This window comes from Streptomyces sp. NPDC047453 (assembly GCF_040643155.1).
GTDB lineage: Bacteria > Actinomycetota > Actinomycetes > Streptomycetales > Streptomycetaceae > Streptomyces.
Genome location: NZ_JBEYTS010000099.1, coordinates 1 through 19,367, shown reverse-complemented (window position 1 = coordinate 19,367; position 19,367 = coordinate 1). Strand labels below are relative to the sequence as shown.

The window sequence follows — 19,367 nt, the reverse complement described above, 5'->3', positions numbered from 1 at the left end:
AAGAGCCTGCGCGTCGACCGACGCACCTACAAAGCCACCATCAGCATCGACATCCTGTTGACAGCACCCAACAGCCCATAACTTCATGGCCTTGGTCTTTAGGACGGGGAGCACGTCAACGGTGTACGTACCCAGGTTCGTGTCATGTGCGGCCACATGGGTGTGGTAGAAGCGGAAACCGGCCGGTCCGGGCGTGAACGACAGACGCCGCATCCCGTGCGTGGGGATGTACGAGGTGCCCTCCTCCGCCGCCCCGTCCACCTCGGCGGGTACCCGCTGGCCGTGCCAGTGGAGCAGTTCGGGGGTGCCGGTGTCGTTGTGGACGTCGACCACGACCGGGCGGCCTTCGGTGAACCGCAGCAGCGGGCCGGGGAACCGCCCGTTGTACGTCGTGGTGGACACGATCGTGTCGGGCGCGAGCTCGACGAGCCCGGTCGCGATCCGCACCGTGTAATCCGCCTTGCCCCGAGCAACGGGCAAGGCGGACGGCGCCGTGGAGGCGGAGGCCGGTTTCGCGGCGCCACCGGCCAGCAGAGCCAGGCCACCGAGCTTGAGGACGTCGCGACGGGTGATCTGCACGGTCTGCTCCCTTCCTGGTCAGGAACCGAGTAAGCCCCTGGCCGGTATGGGGTTCGAACCCTCCCCCTTTGTGGCCAGTGTCCGCCTTCGTGGCAGCGCCGGGCGAGATCAAGGATCCGGCCCCCTCCGCCCGGTCTCGCCTTCTACGTCGTACGAGCCGCCGCTCCCGGCCGGGGGTGGGGGACTGCCCGGAGTGTCACCGCACCGTCGGGCTTCGGCGTTCGACGAGGACGACGTCGCGCCAGCGACCGTGGTGGCGGCCGATGCGCTCGCGGGTGCCGACGACTCGGAACCCGGCACGCAGGTGAAGGGCGAGACTGGCCGTGTTCTCCGGGAAGATGCCCGACTGCACGGTCCAGATCCCGGCGGCCTCGGTGGAGGCGAGGAGGGCGCCGAGCAGCGCGGATCCGACGCCTCGGTGGCGCGCCGCGGGGTGGACGTAGACGGAGTGCTCGACCACGCCCGCGTACGCACACCGGTCGGACACCCGCACGACCGCGGTCCAGCCCAGCACCCGGCCGTCCGCGTCCAGGGCCACCAGACGGTGGTCGGGCAGTTTCGCCGCGTCGAACGCCTCCCAGGTCGGCGCCTCGGTCTCGAAGGTCGCGTCGCCCTCCTCGATGCCCAGCCGGTGGATCGCCAGGACCTGTTCGGCGTGTTCCGGCCGCATCGGTGCGACGCGGACGGGCGTGGGCGCGCCGGTCATGCCGCGGCCGGAATGCCGAGTTCGCCGAGCAGTTCACGCACCCGCTGCTCGATGGCGTCCCGGATCGGCCGGACCGCCTCGACACCCTGCCCGGCGGGATCGTCCAGCTGCCAGTCCAGGTACCGCTTGCCCGGGAAGACGGGGCAGGCGTCCCCGCAGCCCATCGTGATCACCACGTCCGAGGAGCGCACGGCCTCGGTGGTCAGGACCTTCGGCTTCTGGGCGGAGATGTCGACGCCGGCCTCCTTCATCGCCTCGACCACGGCCGGATTGACGGCGTCGGCGGGCGCTGAGCCGGCCGAGCGGACCTCGACCCGTTCGCCCGCGAGATGGGCGAGGAAGGCGGCGCCCATCTGGGAGCGCCCGGCGTTGTGGACGCAGACGAACAGCACCGAGGGACGCGGGGCGGGAGTGCTCATGGCCGGTGACTTTCTCGAGAGTGGGAGCGGTCGGGAAGAGGTGAGCTCGATGGGGGAGTGGTCAGGAGGACGCGAGTCCGGGTTCGCCGTGCGGGACGGCGGCGTGGTCCGCGGCAGGTGTCCGGCGGCCGTACACCGCCGCCACGACGGCGAGTCCGAGCCCGGCTCCGAGTAGCTGGGCCGCGATGAACGGGGCGACGGAGGCGGGTGCGATCCCGGCGAAGGTGTCGGTGAAGGCCCGGCCCACGGTCACCGCCGGGTTCGCGAACGAGGTCGAGGAGGTGAACCAGTAGGCGGCTCCGATGTACGAGGCCACCGCGGCCGGAGCCAGTGCCGAGCGGCCGACGCGCTCCAGACCGAAGATCAGGGCGATCAGCCCGGCGGTCGCCACGACCTCGCCCAGCCACAGATGACCGGCGAACCGGTCATGGGTGGAGAACTTCACCAGCGGCCTGGCGAACATCGCGTCGGCCAGCACCGCCCCGCCGATCGCGCCCACCACCTGGGCCGGGACGTACGCGGCGACATCCCGCAGGGCGAGGCCGCCCGGCCTGCGGCGGCCCGTGAACCAGGCCGCGATCGTGACCGCGGGGTTGAAGTGCGCGCCGGAGACCGGACCGAACAAGGCGATCAGTACGGCCAGGCCGAAGAAGGTGGAGAGCGAGTTGGCGAGCAGCTGCACGCCCACGTCGGGGGAGAGCGCGGTCGCCTGGATGCCGGAGCCGACGACGACCGCGACGAGCAGCCCGGTGCCGATGGCCTCGGCGGCGACGCGCCGGCCGAGCAGCGCGCTCACGCGCCGGCCTCCGCGGTCCGGGGGGCGTTCAGGAAGGCGGCGAGCTCGTCCAGCGCGCCTGGCAGCACCCAGTAGTAGACCCAGGTCCCGCGCCGTTCGCAGTCGATGAGTCCGGCCTGGCGCAGCTGTTTGAGGTGATGGGAGATCGTCGGCTGGGACAGCTCGAAGGCGGGCGTCATCTCGCACACGCACACCTCTCCGCCCTGACGCGAGGCGATCATCGACAGCAGCCGCAGCCGGACCGGGTCCCCGAGGGCCTTGAACACCTTCGCCAGCTCCGCGGCCCGCTCCTCGTCCAGTGGTGCGGCGGCCAGGCCCCGGCAGCAGCCGGCGTCCTGGTCGATCACCTCAAGCCCTTGTTTCGACATGCCTCTATGTTGACGTTTTTCGATTCAGGGCGCAACGTTGCATCAACGAACGTCAATACAAGGCGCTCCGGGGCATCGTCATGCCCCGTCACCCGGGAGTGAAGTCATGAGCGAGCAGCCCACCACCCTGCACGGAACCACCCCTCTGCACGAGCCCTCGCACCTGCGCGAAACCGTCCGACTGCGCTACGCCGCGGCGGCCGTGGAGGTCACCGAGGGCGCCACCGCCTGCTGCGGACCGCAGCCCGTCGAGGTCGACGAGAACTTCGGCGCCACCTTCTACGCCGCCGACGAACGCGACACCCTGCCCGCCGAGGCCGTCGCAGCCTCCCTCGGCTGCGGCAACCCCACCGCCGTCGCCGAGTTGTGCGAGGGCGAGCGCGTTCTCGACCTCGGCTCCGGAGGCGGCATCGACGTCCTGCTCTCCGCCCGCCGCGTCGGCCCCACCGGCAGGGCTTACGGCCTCGACATGACCGAGGAGATGCTCGCCCTGGCCCTTGCCAACGCGGAGAGGGCCGGCGCGACCAACGTCGAGTTCCTCAAGGGCACCATTGAGGCGATCCCGCTGCCCGCGCACACCATCGACGTCGTGATCTCCAACTGCGTCATCACCCTGTCCGTCGACAAGCCGGCCGTCTTCGCCGAGATCTTCCGCGTCCTGAAGCGGGGCGGCCGCATCGGCGTCTTCGACGTCGTCGCCGACGACGCCCTCACACCCGAGCAGCGCGCCGAACGCGGCGACTACGCCGGCTGCATCGCCGGCGCACTGTCCTTCGCCGAATACCGCGCGGGCCTGGAGGCCGCCGGCTTCACCGGCATCGAGATCACCCCGACCCACCCGGTCGCGGACGGCATGCACTCCGCGACCATCCGCGCCACCAAGCCGACGCCGACCGACACCTCCGCCTGAGCGGCGCCCCGGGCCGGCAGGTGACGACCGGGTGGAGGCGGCTCGGACCGGCACCGCGCCGCCGCCCGGACCTCAGTGGGCCCGGCCCCGGATCGGATGATCCCGGGCCGGGTCCCATGTGGCCGCAGCTCAGTCGAACGCGGCGGCGAACATGCCGGGCTCGTAGGAACCGCCCTGTTGGTGCACGATCACGGCGAGCCGGTTGGCCGCGTTGATCAGGGCGACCAGGGAGACCAGTGCGGCGATCTGGTCGTCGTCGTAGTGCTTGCGCACCTGGGCCCAGGTGTCGTCGGACACGCCCTGGTGGGCGTCGGCGAGCCGGGTTCCCTCTTCGGCGAGCGCCAGGGCTGCCCGCTCGGCTTCGGTGAACACGGTGGACTCGCGCCAGGCGGCAACCAGGTGGAGCCGTACTGCGGTCTCGCCGGCGGTCGCCGCCTCCTTGGTGTGCATGTCGATGCACCAACCGCAGCCGTTGATCTGGCTGGCGCGCAGCGCCACCAGCTCCTGCGTGGACCTCGGCAGCGGCGACTGCTGGACCACCAGGCCGGCGCCTGCGAACCGCTTGGCGAACTTGGCGCCGATCTCGTTCTCGAACAGGTTGAACCGAGCGTTCATGATGTCGTCCTCACCCGTCACTCATCACTCGTCGTGTTGCGCTGGACGAACACGAGATGCCGGCGACCCGCTCTTTGTGACGGAGTGGCGGTGTGACGTGCGCCACCGCTCATGGGTGTCACAAAGCCGCGCCGACCGGTGTCTTGTGCGCCTGGCGTCGTCGGAAGCGAACAGACGGGAGCGGCCGGTGAAGAGCGAGCGCAGCGAGTGCGCGGCGTTGCGGCCGGCACAGGTCAATGCGCGCGGGGTGCGATGAGTTCTGGACGCCGCGGGGGTCCAACGTTCATGACGACTCAGATCCTCCGGACTCCTGAAGCCGACCTCGCCTACGACGTCCACGGCCCGCTGCCGGCCGCCGACGGACGTCCGCCGCTGGTCATGATCGGCCAGCCCATGGACGCCGGCGGCTTTCGCACCCTGGCGTCGCACTTCCCCGACCGCACCGTGGTCACCTACGACCCGCGCGGTCTCGGCCGCAGCACCCGCAAGGATGGCCGGGTCGACCACGCGCCCGAGCATCAGGCCGCCGACGTGCACGCCGTGATCGAGGCGCTCGGAACGGGCCCGGTCGAGATGTTCGGGAGCAGCGGCGGCGCCGTGACCGCGCTCGCCCTCGTGGCGGCGTACCCCGACGACGTGACCACTCTGGTGGCGCACGAGCCGCCGCTCATCCCGGTGCTTCCCGACGCCGTGGCCGCCGAGCGCGCCCGGGCCGCCGTCCGGCAGGCGTACCAGGACAAGGGATGGGGTGCCGGTATGGCGGCGTTCATCGCGATGACCTCGTGGCGGGGCGAGTTCACCGACGACTACTTCGCCCAACCCGCCCCGGACCCCGCCGCGTTCGGGATGCCGACCGAGGACGACGGCTCCCGTGACGACCCGCTGCTCTCCGACCGGTCGTGGGCGGTCAGCGGCTACCGACCCGACATCGACGCCCTGAACTCGACGCCGACGCGGGTCCTGATCGCCGTCGGTGAGGAGACCCTCGACACCTTCACCGGACGCACCTCGGAGGCGGCGGCCGAACTGCTCGGTCAGCAGGCGACGGTGTTCCCCAGCCACCACGGTGGCTTCCTCGGCGGCGAGTCCGGCTACGCCGGTAAGCCCGAGGCCTTCGCGCACAGGCTGCGCGAGGTCCTCGACGACGCTCGCTGACGATCGTCCTCCCTGCGCCCCGGTGCGACCGCAACGGGGCGCAGGGAGGCAACGGGTGTGGCCGCAGCGAAGAGTTCGGGGGTCGTTTCAGAACTTGCCCATCTGCTCCGCCGTCCGGTGTCCCAGCCGCCGGCTGAACTCCGCGCAGAAGCCGGTGGAGAGCGGTGGCCACCCCCAGAAGTCGAAGGCGAGGGCGCCCACCGCGAAATTGGACTCCCACCGCCACTCGGTGACCGGGACCGAGGCATCGCAGGCGGAGCAGGGGGCACTGCCGTCACCCGTGTCCTTCCAGGCGGCGATGCCGTCCCTGAAAGGCCGCCAGACCTCCTCGTCCGCCTCGAACTCCTCGGGATAGCGGATGATCACGGTCTTGGTCTCGCACCGGGGGCAGACGGCGTACTCCGCGTCGTCCACTCCCTGACCCCCGCAGTGGTGGTCGCGTCCGACGCTCACGGCCACCGGGCCCGGTGGCCAGTCCGGGTCCGAGGAGTCGGCGACGGCCCGCGCCCAGTTCGGGCCCGGCACATAGCCCTCATCCACGTTCAGGCTGTACACGCCGTCGCCGGACGTCTCACGCGTGATCAGACCCTCGGTGACCATCCAGTCGACCATCCGATCCGCGAGCGGCCCGGCCTCCTCGCCGGTCACCTCTACATCGACGATCCGCTCGAAGAAATCCCCCATCGCCCCCTCCACGCCTCTCGATCCTTGTCCGTCACTGTGCCACCACCCTCTGACAACGCCGCGGCACCGGCTCGGACGCCGAACCACCCCCGAGTGACCGGGGGAGGGCGCCAAGACGGGTGGCGCGGTCGGCGACGTCGAGGAGTTGTCGCTCCTCGTGGTGGCGGGCGACGAGGTGGAGACCGACAGGCGCTCCCTGGGCCGTGATCCCTGCCGGAAGGCTGAGCGCTGGATGACCACTGAGGTTGAACGCCCAGGTCAGGGCGACGCTCATCCGCGTTCCTGGCCCGTCGTGGCCGTGCGGGGGGTGGGGCGTGGTGGGTGTGAGGACGAGGTCGGCTCGCTGGAAGCAGTCGCGCAGTCGCTCCTCGTTGGTGCTGACGACCCTGCTGACACCCTCGGTCGAAGAAGGCGCTCCCGCGCGGAGGGCCGTCCAGGCGGGGGCGGGGTCGACGAGTGCCAGGTCGGAGCCTTCGGCCAGGGTGATCAGTCCGGCCTCGGCGAGGCTTCTCGCCGAGCGGCGGGCGACGGCGGCGACCGCCGGATCGGTGTCCGCGTATCCCAAAGTGGCCGACCAGACCGCTCGGAGCGGGTACGTGGAGCGGGCGGCCGGAACCGGCGACTCGGTCACCGCGTCGAGATGGGCGAGGGCGTCGAGCGGGTCGCCCACCAGGACGCCGGGCGAGTTCAAACCCGCCCGATCACGGGCCGGGAGCAGGCCATTGGTGGGCTTGAAGCCGACGATGCCGCACCACGCGGCGGGGATGCGCACCGATCCGGCACCGTCGGATCCACTGGCGAGAGGGACGAGTCCGGCGGCGACCGCGGCCGCCGAACCCGCGGACGAGCCGCCGGGCGACCACGCCGGATCGAGCGGATTGAGGGTGGGACCCCGGTCCGTGTGCCCGTAGGTCTGCCAGCCACGGCTGGTACGCGGCACCGAGGTCGCACCCACGGGCACGCACCCGGCGGCCACCAGCCGGGTGTTCTGGTAGGAGCCGGGGCCCTCGCTCGCCTTGACGCCGATCGGCACACCCGCGAGAGGCAGTACGGCGCCGCGGGCGAGCCGTGCGTCGACATCGGCCGCGTGAGCGAGTGCCTGCTCGGCCCAGACCTCGGTGAACGCTCTTACGTCATCATCGACTTCGGCGATCCGGGCCAGGGCGGCCTCGACGACGTCGACGGCCGTCACATCGTCGTGCCGCACATGACGGGCGATGTCCAGGGCGGACAGATCCGCGTACTCGCTGGTGCCGATCACCTGCTTCCTCCTTGTTCAGAACCTCCACCGCGTATGGGTGTACACCCCGCCGTCCCGGCCGAAGCCGTACGCCGTGCCCGGAGCCACCGCGAACACCACCGCGTCGCCCTTACGGAACGCGTCCCCGATCCCGTGGAAGGTGCCCTCGGGGGAGGTGATGTGCGGTCCGTACTTGGCCTCGTACGCGGCGATCACCTCCTCCAGCAGCGCCGGATCGGCAACCTGTTCCGCCGTGCCCTCGACCACGAGGTCGAGCCCTTCGGTGAGCGAGTTTCCCCCGGTCGTCAGTGCGCAGTGCGCGTCATGAGCGAGGTTCCTCGCCTTCTGTTCCCCCGGGCCGGTGGAGAAGTACAGCACCCCGTGGTGCCAGGCGGCGATCACGGGAGTGACGTGCAGCCGGCCGTCGGGCCGCACCGTGGACACCCAGAAGATCTCGGCGGACTTCAGCAGCCGCTGGGCCTCGGCCCATTCGGTGGCGGTGACCTCCGTGGCACCCGGGCGCGGATTGAGTGCGGAGCTGTAGCGGGCGTCGAACTCGGTCGTGGGTTGCTTCGAGGTTCCCTGTGTCGGCATGGCGGAACTCCTTTCCCTCACCCATAACGACCGGCGGCCCGCGCCGAAATCATCGCTCCTCGGCGTGCGGGTGCCGCGTGATCGACCAGCTCTTACTCTGAGTACGTGCCCGACTGCACGTCGACAAGATCGCCGACGGCTGGATCATCCTGAACCCCGGCGGCGGCCCCACCGACGACAAGCCCGACGTCGTACTGCGCCCGCCGGACGACCCCCGCAGCGCCTCCAGCTTTCTGAACGACATGCGGTGCGCGGCTGCCACTGAGCCTCAGCCGGAGGCGGGGTGAGGTGTGGGGGACCACAGTTGCGGGTCCGTCACCCCGCCCGGGCACGCGAGCGGGTCGATCGGCCATCCGGCGCACCGGGCACCGGCCTGGTACGCGCTCTCGTAGAAGGCGAGCACGGCGGCACGCGGGTCGGCATCGGCGCGGACCTCGTCGTACGGCAGCACGGCCAGGTGGCTGTCGAGGCGGGCGACCCAGTGCGCCGCCGCGGGCCGGAGCGGCTCCTCGGCCAGGTGCGCCGGCTCGGGAGCGGTGTACGAGTAGAAGGCGGGCGCGGGGAAGGCGTCGTCGCCGAACCAGAAGCCGAAGCTGATCACCTCCCGGGAGTACGCCTCCCGGGTGACCGGGTCCACCTGCTGGGGCTGTTCGATGCGACGGTCGGAGAACCGGGTGTGCGCGATGTCGAAGGTGTGCCAGAAGTGGTGCACCGGGCTCACCTTCCCCGAATACCCCGCGGCGAATTCCTCCAGCACCGACGCCACCTGGCTGAGGACCCGCCAGTAGCGGTTGGCCTGCGCGGGGTTGTACGTCGCGTGCTCGGCGTCCTCGGCGAACGGCCGGCCGGAGTCGGGCAGGTCGAAGGGCCTGGGCACGTCGAGCCGCACCCGGATGCCCAGCGCGGCCAGCGAGTCCATGACCGCGGCGTGGAAGGACTTCACGGACTGGCCGACGAGCGGGAAGGAGATCTCCCGGCCGTCCAGCGTCGAGACGACCAGCCGATGCGCTACGAAGTCGAAGTCCATTGTGAAGATCGGGTTGCCGTCGACCTGTCCCATCGGACGCGTCGTGGTGCCGCGCCCCGTGAGGTGGAACGGGACGTTCCACCAGTGGTTGCGCCGGGTGCTGGCGGCGAGGCGGACCTTCCCGACGATCTGCGCGAAGCGATGGAGCGTCTCTTTGGTGTCGTGCCACTCGGCGAGCGGGATCGGCGGGAACAGCTCCATGGTCATCATCCTTCCCATGCGGCCGACGCTCCTGACGGCCGGACCGGGGCCTGGATGACCATGATGGCCGCGCGGGGCAGGTGTGGCATCTCGTGCGAGACGCCTCTCGACGTCGAACGTCATCGCTTGGCGGGCGCGAGATCGTCGAAGAAGTCCGAGAGCAGGGTGTGCAGAGTGTCGGGCTGCTCCAGGTGCAGGTCGTGACCGGTTCCGGGGATGCTGACGGCCCTGGTGACGGGGCCTTGACGGAGCATGCCGTCGACTTCGTGCGGCGGGATGATGCTGGACCGGGCCAGCACCGCCAGGGTCGGGCACACGATCTGCTCCCACTCGTCCCAGAAGGAGCGCCGGGCGTTCTCCGCCAGCGAGTCGACCATCACGTCCCGGTCGAAACGCGGCCACCAGCCACCGTCGCATTCCTCCAGACCGGCTGCCCAGCCTTCGCCGACCGGGCCGCCGCCGAGGAACCGGACAGCCGCCTCCCGGGAGGTGAACGGCAGCGGCCACGAGTCCAGCCACCCGCCGATCTCGGCGGGAGCGTTCGGGTTCCCGGCACCCGGGCCGGCCTCGACGAGTACGAGCGCGCGGACCCGGTCGGGATGTGCGGCGGCGGTGAGCATGGCCGTGTGCCCGCCCAGGGACTGGCCGACCAGCACCGGCTGTCGCAACCCCAGCTGATCGGCAACGGCGATGACATCGGCGACGTACGAGGCACGGGAGACGTCCCTCGGGTGGCGTTCGGCGGCGCCGTGCCCTCGCTGGTCGACCGCGACCACCCGGTACCGGCAGCTCAGACGCCGGGCTGTCGCGTCCCACTCGCCCGAGTGGCCGGCCAGACCGTGCAACAGCACGACGGGCGGGCCGAGCCCGCCCCAGTCCCTGCAGACGAGTCGCACACCGTCTCGCGTCACGATGCGCTCGGACCACGCCATGCCGAACTCCCGTCGATCGTCGATCGTCTCAGTGGGTGGAGCGGCCATGCAGGACCAGAGCCCAGGCCAGGCAGCCGAACGCACCCGTGGAGGTCACGGCGCGAGCGATGTTCCAGGCGACCCAACCCGACTCGAAGCGCTCCCGCACGGCGGCGAGGTCGCCGATGCGGTCCGGTTGGCCGGCGGCGGCCAACTCGTCGTTGAGCGGGACGCTGACCGCCGCGGTGATGACGAACATCGCCAGATACAGCACCAGCGCGGCGAGGACGAACACGAAGACCCTGCGGTCGCCGCCGGACCACTGCGCGACGGCGGCGAGCGCCAGCGCCAGGATCGCCCCCAGGAAGCACGTCATGAACCAACCGTTGAGGATCGCCTTGTTGATCTGCTGCATCGCGGCGACGAACGTACGGTCGTCACCGCGGCGCAGACCGGGCATCACGGCGTAGGCGAAGGCCGCGAACAGGCCGGCCATCAGGCCTGTGGCCAGGGTGGCCGCCAGCAGGGAAGAGGTGGCGAGTGCTTTCACGTCGTTTCCTCGGGTAGGTGACGATGCCGACGCCGGGTCGAAGCCACGGCGCGCGGCCGGCAGGAACCCGGTGGGGGCGAACGGGCCGGAGAAACAGTGACGCCATGGTGAAGCGCCTGGTGCCGGGAGAAGCCGCCTGACCAATTCGGGACAGCCGCGGCTGGGAGCCGTCATGCGCGGCTTCCGCGTCAGGACTTGGTGCCGATCGCTCCGATCCGGATGCAACTGGTGCGAGTGATGTGCGTCTTGTCGCAGAGGGTGGCGCCGCTCAGGTTCTGGCCCGGCGCGGGGGGTTGCGGATTCCCGCTGTCCCGTCCGCTCCGGGAACGACCGCGTCATGCCTGCTACAAGCCGCCGGTGTGCCGACGGCCACGACCGTTGCGCACGCCCACCGCTTGGACGCTCCGATCCGCAGGTTCCTGCTCACTCTTCCCCCGTTTCAGCACACCATCAGATCAATAGGCGGATCACTCTAGGGGGTGCTTCTGACAAGCGTCAGCAGGTTACTTGTGTGGTGTGCTGGGTCGGAGCACATGCTCGCGATGACCACCAGGCACCGCCCCTCACATGAATCCGGTGATCCGCCATGGCCTCAGAGGTCCGCCACCCCGTCTTCGCCCGCTTCTACGCCCGTGTCGCAGGCCCCGGCCTGGAGAGGGCCGGCATCACGCGGTACCGGAAGCGCCTGGTGGCCGGTCTGTCCGGCCGGGTCGTCGAGATCGGCGCGGGCAATGGACTGAACTTCCCGCACTACCCCGCCGAGGTGAGACGCGTTCTGGCCGTCGAGCCGGAGCCCCGACTGCGTGCCCTGGCCGCGGAAGCGGCCCGCGCCGTGCCCGCGGAGGTGGAGGTCGTGGACGGCCGGGCCGAGCAACTGCCGGTGCCCGACGCCTCGTTCGACGCGGCCGTCGTGTGCCTCACTCTGTGCTCGGTGGCAGACCCAGCAGCGGCCCTGACCGAGATCCGCCGCGTCCTGCGGCCCGGAGGCCGCATGCGGTTCTTCGAGCACGTCCAGGCGGACACGCCGGGCATGCGCCGCGTCCAGCGTGCCGTGGACGCGACCTTCTGGCCACTGCTGTGCGGAGGCTGCCACACCGGCCGCGACACGCAGTCCGCCATCATCGCGGCCGGGTTCACTCTCATGGAGGCGGAGAGGTTCGCCTTCCCCGAAACCCGCCTCCCCCTGCCGGCGGCCACCCACATCCTCGGCACGGCCGAGCGCCCCCGCGAGGCAGAGCACTGAACGCGCGCTGCCGCTCATCCGGTGTCGGGCAGGCGCCCGGGACAGCCTGCGGTATCGGCCTTCTGCCAGGCCCGTCGCGCGTTCTCCTCGCGGACCGAGGCCGGCCACCGCCACGGTTCGATCTCGTCCGGAGTCAGGCCTGGGCACGCCAGTTGATGGGGGATGCGGCAGGTGGTGCCGGGTGAGGGTTCCTCCGGGCCGCCGTTCCACGCGGTGCCGTCGGTGTCGGCGTGCCAGCGGTGGCCGCCGAGGGACCAGCCATACGGGGAGCGTAGCCCGGCCGTGCACCGCGGGCACCCGGAGCCGGAGGCGGCGTGATTCCGTCAGCGTTCCGCCGGTTGGTGGCCGGCCCGGTAGACGAACGCCGGCGGCAGATTGGGCCACACCACCGCGGTGCGCTCCACCGTGGCGAAATGGCGGCGCAGTTCCGAGGCGAAGCGGCGGGCGGGCGGGGTCCAGGCCGCGTGGCAGTAGGCGAAGGTGGTGAAGCGGCCCCGCGGCCTCAGCACCTGGGCGACGGCTTCGAGAGTGCGGTGTCGCTGCCGTTCGGGCATGACGGTCCACGGCAGTCCGGAGACCACCGCGTGCACCGGCTCCCGGGTCACGGTGGCGACCTCGGATGCCGCGCCCCGGACGACGGTGAGCCGGTCGTCCCGGTGAGCGGCTTCGAGGCGGGCGGCGAACCCGGGATTGATCTCGATGGCGACCAGGCGGGTGCCCGGCGCCATCAGACGCAGGATCGACCGGGTGATCGCGCCCGTGCCGGGGCCGAGTTCGACGACGAGAGAGGCGGTCTCCAGCCCGATCCCACGGGTCATGGCGCGGGCCAGCCCCGGTGAGCTGGCGGCGATCGCGCCCGTCGTCAGCGGGTGCTTGAGGAATTGCGTGGTGATCGACATGCCGCTCATGCTCGGCACCCGCGGCGTAGCCGTACGTCGTGTCCGGGGGCCGGGTGTGTAGTCCTCGGGGAGGATCCCACTGCCCCCCACGGGACGACGTGCCGGGCTGCGGGGCGGCATAGCTTGAGGCGGTGCTTCGTCTCATGGAGAGCCTGTCGCACTGGCGGCGGCGTCATCCCTGGCTGCCGGACGCGGTGTTGGTGGTCCTGGTGGGCGTACCGCCCGTGATCCGCGAACAGGCCGGCTGGCGGCCGGTGTGGGTGCAGGTGGTGGTCCACGCCGCACTGGTCCTGCCGCTGCTGTGGCGGCGCCGGCACCCCCACGTCGTCGCCGTGGTGGTCACGGCCGCGTTCTGGGCGCAGTACCTGGGCCAGGTGTGGGGGCAGGAAGTGGGCCCGGGCGCCCTCGCCATGGCGGCGCTGCTCTACACGCTCGTGGTCCGCGGTCTGCGCCGCCCCGCCGCCGCGGCGGCCGCGTGCGCGTCCGGGTGCGTGCTGCTGTGGGTTCCGGACTGGCTTCGGTCCTACGAACAGGGGGCTCAAGGAGGGCACGGCGCCTGGTGGACGCCCGCCTCCGTGATGTTCTGGCTGGCCGGGTCGTGGGTGTGGGGCGAGTACGTCCGCGCCCGCCGCGCCCATCTCGCCGAGTTCGCGCGCCGCACCGAACTGGCGGAGTCCCAGCGTGCCGTTCTGGCCCGCGCCGCCGTCGCCGACGAACGCGCACGGATCGCTCGTGAGATCCACGACATCCTCGCCCACGGCGTGAGCGTCATGGTCGTCAACGCCGAGGGCGGCAGGCTGGCCGGACATGCCGACCCGGCGGCCGCGCACCGGGCGCTCGAGACGATCAGTGCCACCGGCCGCGACGCGCTTGTCGAACTGCGTCGCCTGCTGGACGTGCTGCGTCCTCAGCAGGACGAGGAGGACCAGGAGGGCGAGGAGGACGGGCACCCGCGCACCGGGCCGGACGGGCCGCAGCCGGGCCTGGACGAGCTGCGCTCCCTCGTCGCCCGCTTCCCCGGTGCGGCCACCCTGGAACTGCGCGGGGACCGGCGCGGCCTGCCCGCGGGCGCCGCTCTGCAGACCTACCGGATCGTGCAGGAGGCGCTGACGAACGTCGTCAAACACGCCGCACCGAACGCCGCGGTCCGGGTCCTGGTCGAGGTCGGCTCTCCGGGACCGGAGCGCCGCATCCGCATCCGCGTCGACAACTCGCCGGGCGTGGGAACCGCACCCAAGGTCGCCCTGCCCTCGGCCGGGCGGGGCGTCGAGGGGATGAGGCAGCGCTCGGCCCTCTACGGCGGCACCGTCTGCGCCGGTCCCACCCCGGAGGGCGGCTACCGCGTGGACGCGACGCTGCGGCCGGGGCCGCCCGCACCTGCCGGGATGGTGCGGTGAGCGGGCCCGCGGCGCCGCACCCTCCGTACCGCGTGCTGCTCTGCGACGACCAGGAGCTGATCCGGATGGGGCTGCGCATGGTGATCGGCAGCCAGCCCGACCTCACCGTCGTCGGGGAGGCCGCGGACGGGCACACCGCCGTCGCCCTCAGCGCCGAACTGGAACCCGACCTCGTCCTCATGGACGTACGCATGCCGGACCTTGACGGCCTGGCCGCCACCCGGCACATCTGCGCCCGGTCGTCCGCTCCGAAGGTCCTCGTGGTGACCACCTTCGACCTCGACGAGTACGCCTACGGAGCGCTGCGCGCGGGCGCCAGCGGGTTCCTGGTCAAGGACGCGCTGGGGGAGGAGATCCTGGTCACCGTACGGGCCGTGCTGCGGGGCGAGGTGATGATGGCGCCCTCCGTCATCCGCCGCCTCGTGGAGCGCTTCGTCCTGCCCGAGGCCCGCCCCGCCGAGCGCGAGCGGCTGTCGCGGCTGACCGAGCGTGAACGTGAGGTGCTGGCCCTGGTCGCCCGGGGACTGAGCAACGCGGACATCGCCGCGCGCCTCTTCCTCGGCGAGAGCACCGTCAAGACCCACCTCGGCCGCCTGCTGTCCAAGCTGGGCCTGCGGGATCGCGTCCATGCGGTCGTCTTCGCCTACGAGAGCGGCCTGGTACGGGTGGGCGCCTGACTCCCGGCCGCCTGCTCCGGGCCCCCGGCCCGCCGGGACGGGGCGCACACTGGAGGCAGAAGGACGTGCGACGTGAGCCGAGCCGTGGAGGTCGCCATGAGCACCCTCGAAGAACACATCGACGTCGGAGTCCCCATCGACAGTGCCTGGGACAGCCTTCACCGGGTGGAGAATTATCCCCGCTTCATGGACGGCGTGCGGGACGCCCGTGCGGAGGCCGATGGCCGCGCCCAGTTGGACGTCGAGGCAGGCGGACGGTCCCGGCAGATGGAGGCCGAGGTCTCCGACCGCGCCGGAGACCGCGTGATGGAGTGGCACACCACGGGAGCCCCGGAACTGAAGTGCTCCCTCACCCTGCACCCCATCGACCAGGGAAATACCCGGGTCCAGGCACGACTGGAGTACGATCCCGACACCGTCCGGGAGGCATTCGGCGGCCCCAGGGGATTCGCCCAGGCCAACGCGATCGAACGGCTCGTCCGCAGCGATCTCGAACACTTCCGGGAGTACGCCGAACACAGCCGGTGAGTGACGGGAAGACCCAAGGAAGACCCGCGAGCGCGCCGGCCGTGCTCGTCAGGGCAGTAGGCGCTGTTCCTTGGCGACGGCCACGGCGCCGGCGCGAGTGTCGACGCCGAGCTTGTCGTAGATGCGCCCCAGGTGCGTCTTGACGGTGGCCTCGCTCAGGAAGAGGGCCTTGGCGATGTCCCGGTTGGTCAGCCCGCGGGCCAGCTGGCCGAGGATGTCGCGCTCGCGGTCGGTGAGTTTGGGGCGCGGACTGCGCATGCGGGTCATGACCCGTTGGGCGACGGGAGCGGACAGGGCGGTGCGGCCGGCGGCGGCGCTGTGGATCGCCGTGAACAGCTCATCGGGGCGCTCGGCCTTGAGCAGGTAGCCGGTGGCGCCCGCCTCGATGGCACGGGTGATGTCGGCGTCGGTGTCGTAGGTCGTCAGGACCAGCACATGGACCGAGCCGCCGGAGTCGGCGGTGATGCGGCGCGTGGCCTCCACACCGTCCATGCCGTCGCCGAGTTGCAGGTCCATGAGGACCACGTCGGGGACGAGCTTCGAGGCGAGCGCGACGGCCTCCGCGCCGCTGTCCGCCTCGCCCACCACGTCGATCCCCGGGGCGCTGCCGAGCAGGGCGCGCAGCCCGGCGCGGACCACGGCGTGGTCGTCGCACAGGACGAGCCGTACGGTCGCCGGTTCGGTGCCCTCGGTGGGTTCGGTCCGGTTCATGGAGTGGGGACCTCCGCGGTAGTGGGACGGTGCGGGACGGCCGCGGAGACGACGGTGCCGTCACCGGGCGCGGACTCGATGGTGAGGGTGCCACCCAGCTGGCCGACCCTGGCCCGGATCGCGGGCAGGCCGTGCCCGCGGACCCCGACGGCGCGCTCCGGCAGCGCGGCGGTGTCGAAGCCGCGGCCGTTGTCGGCGACGTCCAGCCGGACCTGGTCCTCCAGGTGGGTGAGGGTGAGGGCGGCCCGGGTGGCACCGGAGTGCTCCCGGACGTTGGCGAGGGCGCCCTGGGCGATGCGCAGCAGCGCGGACTGCACCCGGTCCGGCAGCCCGGACGGTCCCGGCGTGCCGTCGACGAGGCAGGTCACGGTGAGTCCGGGCGTGGTCTCGCGGGTGGCCAGGACGCGCAGGGCCGACTCCAGGCCGCCGCCCTCGGCGAGGTCGGCGGGCGCCAGGTCGTGCACGAATCGGCGGGCCTCGGCCAGGCTGCTCTCGGCGATCGACCCGGCGGTGCGCAGATGGGCGCGGGCCCGCGCCGGTTCGGTTTCCCACAGCCGGTCGGCGGCCTGGAGGAGCATCCGCTGGCTGGACAGGCTCTGCGCGAGGGTGTCGTGGATCTCCATGGCCAGCCGCTGGCGCTCGGCGAGAGTGCCCTCGCGGCGCTCGGTGGCGGCGAGTTCGCGGCGGGTGCGCACCAGGTCGCGGATCAGGGCGGCCTGCCGGGTCGCCTGCCGGTCCATGTAGGTGAAGACCGCGGTCGCCAGGGCGGCGACGGCCGGGGGACCGATCACCAGGTCCACGTCGAGACGGTCGGCCAGCCGCAACTGCGCGACGACGACGAAGGCGGTGAAGAACGTCACCAGCGTGTACGCGGCGGGCGTCGGCAGGGTGCGCAGCGCGGTGTAGAACAGCGGCACCGCGCACCAGGCGAAGCTGGGCGCCAGGGCGACCAGTACGGCCCACACGCCGACGAGCGCGCCCAGCCACAGCAGCCCGGTGAGGGGAGGCCGCCCGCGGCCCGCGGAGGCCGAGCCCAGCGAGGAGGGCGAATCCGTCCCGGGGACGGCCGCCGTGCCCGCACCGGCCGCGGCGACCGCCGTACGGTGGCCGACGACGTACAGCAGGGCGAGGACGCCGGCCAGGGCGAGGACAGCCGGCACCTGGGGCTGGGCGTTGTGCCGCTGGACGTACCGGAACAGGGCGGAGCCGAGCAGCAGGAAGAACGCCAGATGGATGACGAACGCCAGCCTGCGGGACTCGCTGTCGGCGGTGCTCGGGCCGGCCGGGGAGGGCCGGTTCCTGGACGGCATGGGCTGTTCCTCCCCGGCCGGGACGTACGGACATGGCGGTGGCTCGGCGGCGCGCAGGCCTCGGCGCGGCCTCGGCGGAAGGGCCCCGAGCTCGGCGAACACTGCCATTGTCGCCCGGCCGGCACGGCAGGGGGTCAACCGATCGGGTGACCCTGACGTCCGCCGTTCCGCCCGCCGGAAGCAGCCGGTACGTCGACGGTCGGGCGTGCTGAGCGGGTCGAGGGTTGAGGCACGGCGCAGCAAGCGCCGAGTTCTCCGACACCCGCTCAGGTACGGCCGATCCGGCGGTCCGGGTGCTCGGGGAACGTGACACGACTGGAGAGGTACCCGTGATGCAGCACAAGGCCAAGAAGTTCTCCGCCCGGGCCAAGGCCATCACCTCCGTGGCGGCCGTGGCAGCGGTCGGTGCGGGTGTGGTCGGAGCGGTGTCCGCCTCCGCCGACACCCCGGCCACCGCTCCGGTCGCGGCCGGGGCCGCGGTGAAGAGCAAGGCGACGACCACCAGCACCCACCTGACGGCCGACGCCGCCGCCGACGCCGCGCTGGCGGCGCTGAAGGCCGCCCAGAAGGAGGGCCAGCGGGTGACCGTCGCGGTGGTGGACCGCAACGGCAACACGATCGTCACCCTGCGCGGCGACGGTGCCGGCCCCCAGTCCTACGACTCGGCGATCAAGAAGGCGTACACCGCCGTCTCCTGGAACGCGCCCACCTCCGAGCTGGTCAAGCGCCTGGACTCGGCACCGACCCTGAAGGACATCCCGGGCACCCTGTTCCTGGCGGGCGGCGCCCCGGTCGCGCACAACAACGGTCCGATCGCGGGCATCGGCGTCGCGGGCGCCCCCTCCGGCGACCTGGACGAGAAGTTCGCCCAGGCCGGTGTCGCGGCGATCAGCAACGGGGACTGACCCCATCCTGTAGCACCACCCGAGTGACCGGCGTCCCGAAGTGAGCGACGTCCCGAACGGGCGGGCACTCGGCCACCGCGGCGCGCGGGGGCATTCGCCTCGCGCGCCGCGGGTTCCGGCTTCTCCCGCCCTCCCGGCCCCTCGCCGACCACCCTTTTCCGCTCTTCTGCTTTGCTTGTCGTCCTTGCCGCCGACGCCGTTGTCGTCCCGTTGTCCGTTGCCACTCTGTGGAGGAGTTCCGTCGTGGCCAAGAAGTCGCTTTCCCCGACCGACCGCGCCCTGCTGGACGCCGCACACCACGGCGACGTCGCCGCCGTCCGCGAGGCGCTCGCAGCCGGCGCCGACCGTGAGGCACGTGACGAGCAGGGCCGTACGCCCCTGTTGCGAGCGGCCCTCGCCGACGAGGTGGAGGCGGCCCGGGTGCTGGTCGACGCGGGCGCGGACGTGAACGCGCAGGACGACCGCCTGGACAGCGCCTGGCTGGTGACCGGCGTCACCGGAAGTGTGGCGATGATGCGCACACTGCTGCCCGGTGGGCCCGACCTGAGGCTGACCAACCGGTTCGGCGGGGTGTCGGTGATCCCGGCGAGCGAGCGCGGTCACGTGGCCTACGTACGGGCCGTACTGGCCGAGACCGGCATCGACGTCGACCACGTCAACCGGCTCGGCTGGACGGCGCTGCTGGAGGCGGTGATCCTCGGTGACGGCGGGCGCACACATCAGGAGATCGTGGAGGTGCTGCTCGGGGCGGGCGCCGACCCGCTGCTGCCGGACGCCGACGGGACGACGGCCCGCGCCCACGCCGAACGCCGCGGCTTCCGCGGGATCGCGGCCCTGCTGCGCGAGGCCGAAGCGCAGGCGGACCCGGAACGCGGCACGGCCGAGCGGCGATGAGCGGGCACACCGGTCACCGCGCCCGCACCGCGGTCGTCGCGGTGCGGG

Annotated in this window: 23 protein-coding genes and 2 pseudogenes; 9 read left to right on the top strand and 16 right to left on the bottom strand. The window is 72.0% G+C overall.

Annotated features, from left to right (window positions below):
- The 5 genes from ABZ818_RS38960 to ABZ818_RS38940 all read right to left on the bottom strand — a co-directional run.
- On the bottom strand, positions 1–579 hold a 579-nt coding region (locus ABZ818_RS38960), incomplete at its 3' end, for a multicopper oxidase domain-containing protein (RefSeq protein WP_361425917.1).
- A gap of 196 nt (positions 580–775) precedes the next feature.
- Positions 776–1,285 (bottom strand): N-acetyltransferase family protein, encoded by a 510-nt coding sequence (locus ABZ818_RS38955; RefSeq protein ID WP_361425914.1) that lies wholly within the window; start codon positions 1,283–1,285, stop codon positions 776–778.
- Entirely contained in the window at positions 1,282–1,704 is a 423-nt protein-coding gene (locus ABZ818_RS38950; RefSeq protein WP_361425911.1) for an arsenate reductase ArsC, read from the bottom strand. Before ABZ818_RS38950 ends, ABZ818_RS38955 begins: the two co-directional genes overlap by 4 nt.
- Before the next feature lie 61 nt (positions 1,705–1,765).
- Complete coding sequence (locus ABZ818_RS38945) at positions 1,766–2,500, bottom strand: MIP/aquaporin family protein (RefSeq protein WP_361425908.1); 735 nt, start codon at positions 2,498–2,500, stop codon at positions 1,766–1,768.
- Positions 2,497–2,868 carry a metalloregulator ArsR/SmtB family transcription factor gene (locus tag ABZ818_RS38940; RefSeq protein WP_361425905.1) on the bottom strand — a complete coding sequence of 124 codons (372 nt, stop codon included), beginning with the start codon at positions 2,866–2,868 and terminating at the stop codon, positions 2,497–2,499. Before ABZ818_RS38940 ends, ABZ818_RS38945 begins: the two co-directional genes overlap by 4 nt.
- A gap of 106 nt (positions 2,869–2,974) precedes the next feature.
- On the opposite strand from ABZ818_RS38940, the gene arsM reads away from it, so the two are divergent.
- On the top strand, positions 2,975–3,778 hold the full coding sequence (gene arsM, locus ABZ818_RS38935) for an arsenite methyltransferase (RefSeq protein ID WP_361425902.1): 804 nt from the start codon (positions 2,975–2,977) through the stop codon (positions 3,776–3,778).
- A gap of 129 nt (positions 3,779–3,907) precedes the next feature.
- Here the strand turns inward: arsM and ABZ818_RS38930 are convergent, their stop codons facing one another.
- Complete coding sequence (locus ABZ818_RS38930) at positions 3,908–4,393, bottom strand: carboxymuconolactone decarboxylase family protein (RefSeq protein WP_361425899.1); 486 nt, start codon at positions 4,391–4,393, stop codon at positions 3,908–3,910.
- 285 nt (positions 4,394–4,678) lie between these two features.
- On the opposite strand from ABZ818_RS38930, the gene ABZ818_RS38925 reads away from it, so the two are divergent.
- Positions 4,679–5,548 carry an alpha/beta hydrolase gene (locus ABZ818_RS38925; protein WP_361425896.1) on the top strand — a complete coding sequence of 290 codons (870 nt, stop codon included), beginning with the start codon at positions 4,679–4,681 and terminating at the stop codon, positions 5,546–5,548.
- A gap of 87 nt (positions 5,549–5,635) precedes the next feature.
- On the opposite strand, the gene ABZ818_RS38920 is transcribed toward ABZ818_RS38925, so the two are convergent.
- From ABZ818_RS38920 to ABZ818_RS38910, 3 genes are read right to left on the bottom strand one after another with little or no spacing between them, the layout of a single operon-like run.
- Positions 5,636–6,232, bottom strand: a complete 597-nt coding sequence (locus ABZ818_RS38920) for a hypothetical protein (RefSeq protein WP_361425893.1) — start codon at positions 6,230–6,232, stop codon at positions 5,636–5,638.
- 31 nt (positions 6,233–6,263) lie between these two features.
- Complete coding sequence (locus tag ABZ818_RS38915; RefSeq protein ID WP_361425890.1) at positions 6,264–7,493, bottom strand: amidase; 1,230 nt, start codon at positions 7,491–7,493, stop codon at positions 6,264–6,266.
- 15 nt (positions 7,494–7,508) lie between these two features.
- Positions 7,509–8,066, bottom strand: a complete 558-nt coding sequence (locus ABZ818_RS38910; protein ID WP_361425887.1) for a pyridoxamine 5'-phosphate oxidase family protein — start codon at positions 8,064–8,066, stop codon at positions 7,509–7,511.
- 119 nt (positions 8,067–8,185) lie between these two features.
- On the opposite strand from ABZ818_RS38910, the pseudogene ABZ818_RS38905 reads away from it, so the two are divergent.
- Positions 8,186–8,305, top strand: a pseudogene (locus ABZ818_RS38905) (VOC family protein); the annotation flags it as partial.
- Positions 8,306–8,334: 29 nt separating this feature from the next.
- Here ABZ818_RS38905 and ABZ818_RS38900 read toward each other — a convergent pair.
- From ABZ818_RS38900 to ABZ818_RS38890, 3 genes are all read right to left on the bottom strand, one after another.
- Positions 8,335–9,294 carry a DUF5996 family protein gene (locus ABZ818_RS38900; RefSeq protein WP_361425926.1) on the bottom strand — a complete coding sequence of 320 codons (960 nt, stop codon included), beginning with the start codon at positions 9,292–9,294 and terminating at the stop codon, positions 8,335–8,337.
- Between the two features lie 119 nt (positions 9,295–9,413).
- Complete coding sequence (locus ABZ818_RS38895; protein WP_361425884.1) at positions 9,414–10,226, bottom strand: alpha/beta hydrolase; 813 nt, start codon at positions 10,224–10,226, stop codon at positions 9,414–9,416.
- Positions 10,227–10,254: 28 nt separating this feature from the next.
- A complete protein-coding gene (locus ABZ818_RS38890) occupies positions 10,255–10,755 on the bottom strand; it encodes an anthrone oxygenase family protein (protein ID WP_361425881.1) in 501 nt (166 codons plus the stop codon).
- Positions 10,756–11,341: 586 nt separating this feature from the next.
- Here ABZ818_RS38890 and ABZ818_RS38885 point away from each other — a divergent pair.
- On the top strand, positions 11,342–11,998 hold the full coding sequence (locus ABZ818_RS38885) for a class I SAM-dependent methyltransferase (protein WP_361425878.1): 657 nt from the start codon (positions 11,342–11,344) through the stop codon (positions 11,996–11,998).
- 14 nt (positions 11,999–12,012) lie between these two features.
- On the opposite strand, the pseudogene ABZ818_RS38880 reads toward ABZ818_RS38885, so the two are convergent.
- Positions 12,013–12,183: pseudogene (locus ABZ818_RS38880) on the bottom strand (DUF6083 domain-containing protein); the annotation flags it as partial.
- 138 nt (positions 12,184–12,321) lie between these two features.
- Positions 12,322–12,897, bottom strand: coding sequence for a methyltransferase domain-containing protein (locus tag ABZ818_RS38875; RefSeq protein WP_361425875.1), 576 nt, complete (start codon positions 12,895–12,897; stop codon positions 12,322–12,324).
- Positions 12,898–13,028: 131 nt separating this feature from the next.
- Between ABZ818_RS38875 and ABZ818_RS38870 the strand changes: the two genes are divergently transcribed.
- The 3 genes from ABZ818_RS38870 (at position 13,029) to ABZ818_RS38860 (ending at position 15,499) form a co-directional block, all read left to right on the top strand.
- Positions 13,029–14,294 carry a histidine kinase gene (locus tag ABZ818_RS38870; RefSeq protein ID WP_361425872.1) on the top strand — a complete coding sequence of 422 codons (1,266 nt, stop codon included), beginning with the start codon at positions 13,029–13,031 and terminating at the stop codon, positions 14,292–14,294.
- Positions 14,291–14,971 (top strand): response regulator transcription factor, encoded by a 681-nt coding sequence (locus tag ABZ818_RS38865; RefSeq protein ID WP_361425869.1) that lies wholly within the window; start codon positions 14,291–14,293, stop codon positions 14,969–14,971. Before ABZ818_RS38870 ends, ABZ818_RS38865 begins: the two co-directional genes overlap by 4 nt.
- Before the next feature lie 96 nt (positions 14,972–15,067).
- On the top strand, positions 15,068–15,499 hold the full coding sequence (locus tag ABZ818_RS38860) for an SRPBCC family protein (protein WP_361425923.1): 432 nt from the start codon (positions 15,068–15,070) through the stop codon (positions 15,497–15,499).
- Positions 15,500–15,547: 48 nt separating this feature from the next.
- On the opposite strand, the gene ABZ818_RS38855 is transcribed toward ABZ818_RS38860, so the two are convergent.
- A complete protein-coding gene (locus ABZ818_RS38855; protein ID WP_361425866.1) occupies positions 15,548–16,210 on the bottom strand; it encodes a response regulator transcription factor in 663 nt (220 codons plus the stop codon).
- Positions 16,207–17,520: a sensor histidine kinase gene (locus tag ABZ818_RS38850; RefSeq protein WP_361425863.1), complete on the bottom strand. Its 1,314-nt coding sequence runs from the start codon at positions 17,518–17,520 to the stop codon at positions 16,207–16,209. The genes ABZ818_RS38855 and ABZ818_RS38850 overlap by 4 nt, the downstream gene beginning before the upstream one ends.
- Before the next feature lie 332 nt (positions 17,521–17,852).
- Between ABZ818_RS38850 and ABZ818_RS38845 the strand changes: the two genes are divergently transcribed.
- Complete coding sequence (locus tag ABZ818_RS38845) at positions 17,853–18,425, top strand: heme-binding protein (RefSeq protein ID WP_361425920.1); 573 nt, start codon at positions 17,853–17,855, stop codon at positions 18,423–18,425.
- A gap of 243 nt (positions 18,426–18,668) precedes the next feature.
- A complete protein-coding gene (locus ABZ818_RS38840) occupies positions 18,669–19,319 on the top strand; it encodes an ankyrin repeat domain-containing protein (protein ID WP_361425860.1) in 651 nt (216 codons plus the stop codon).
- Positions 19,320–19,367 lie beyond the last annotated feature (48 nt).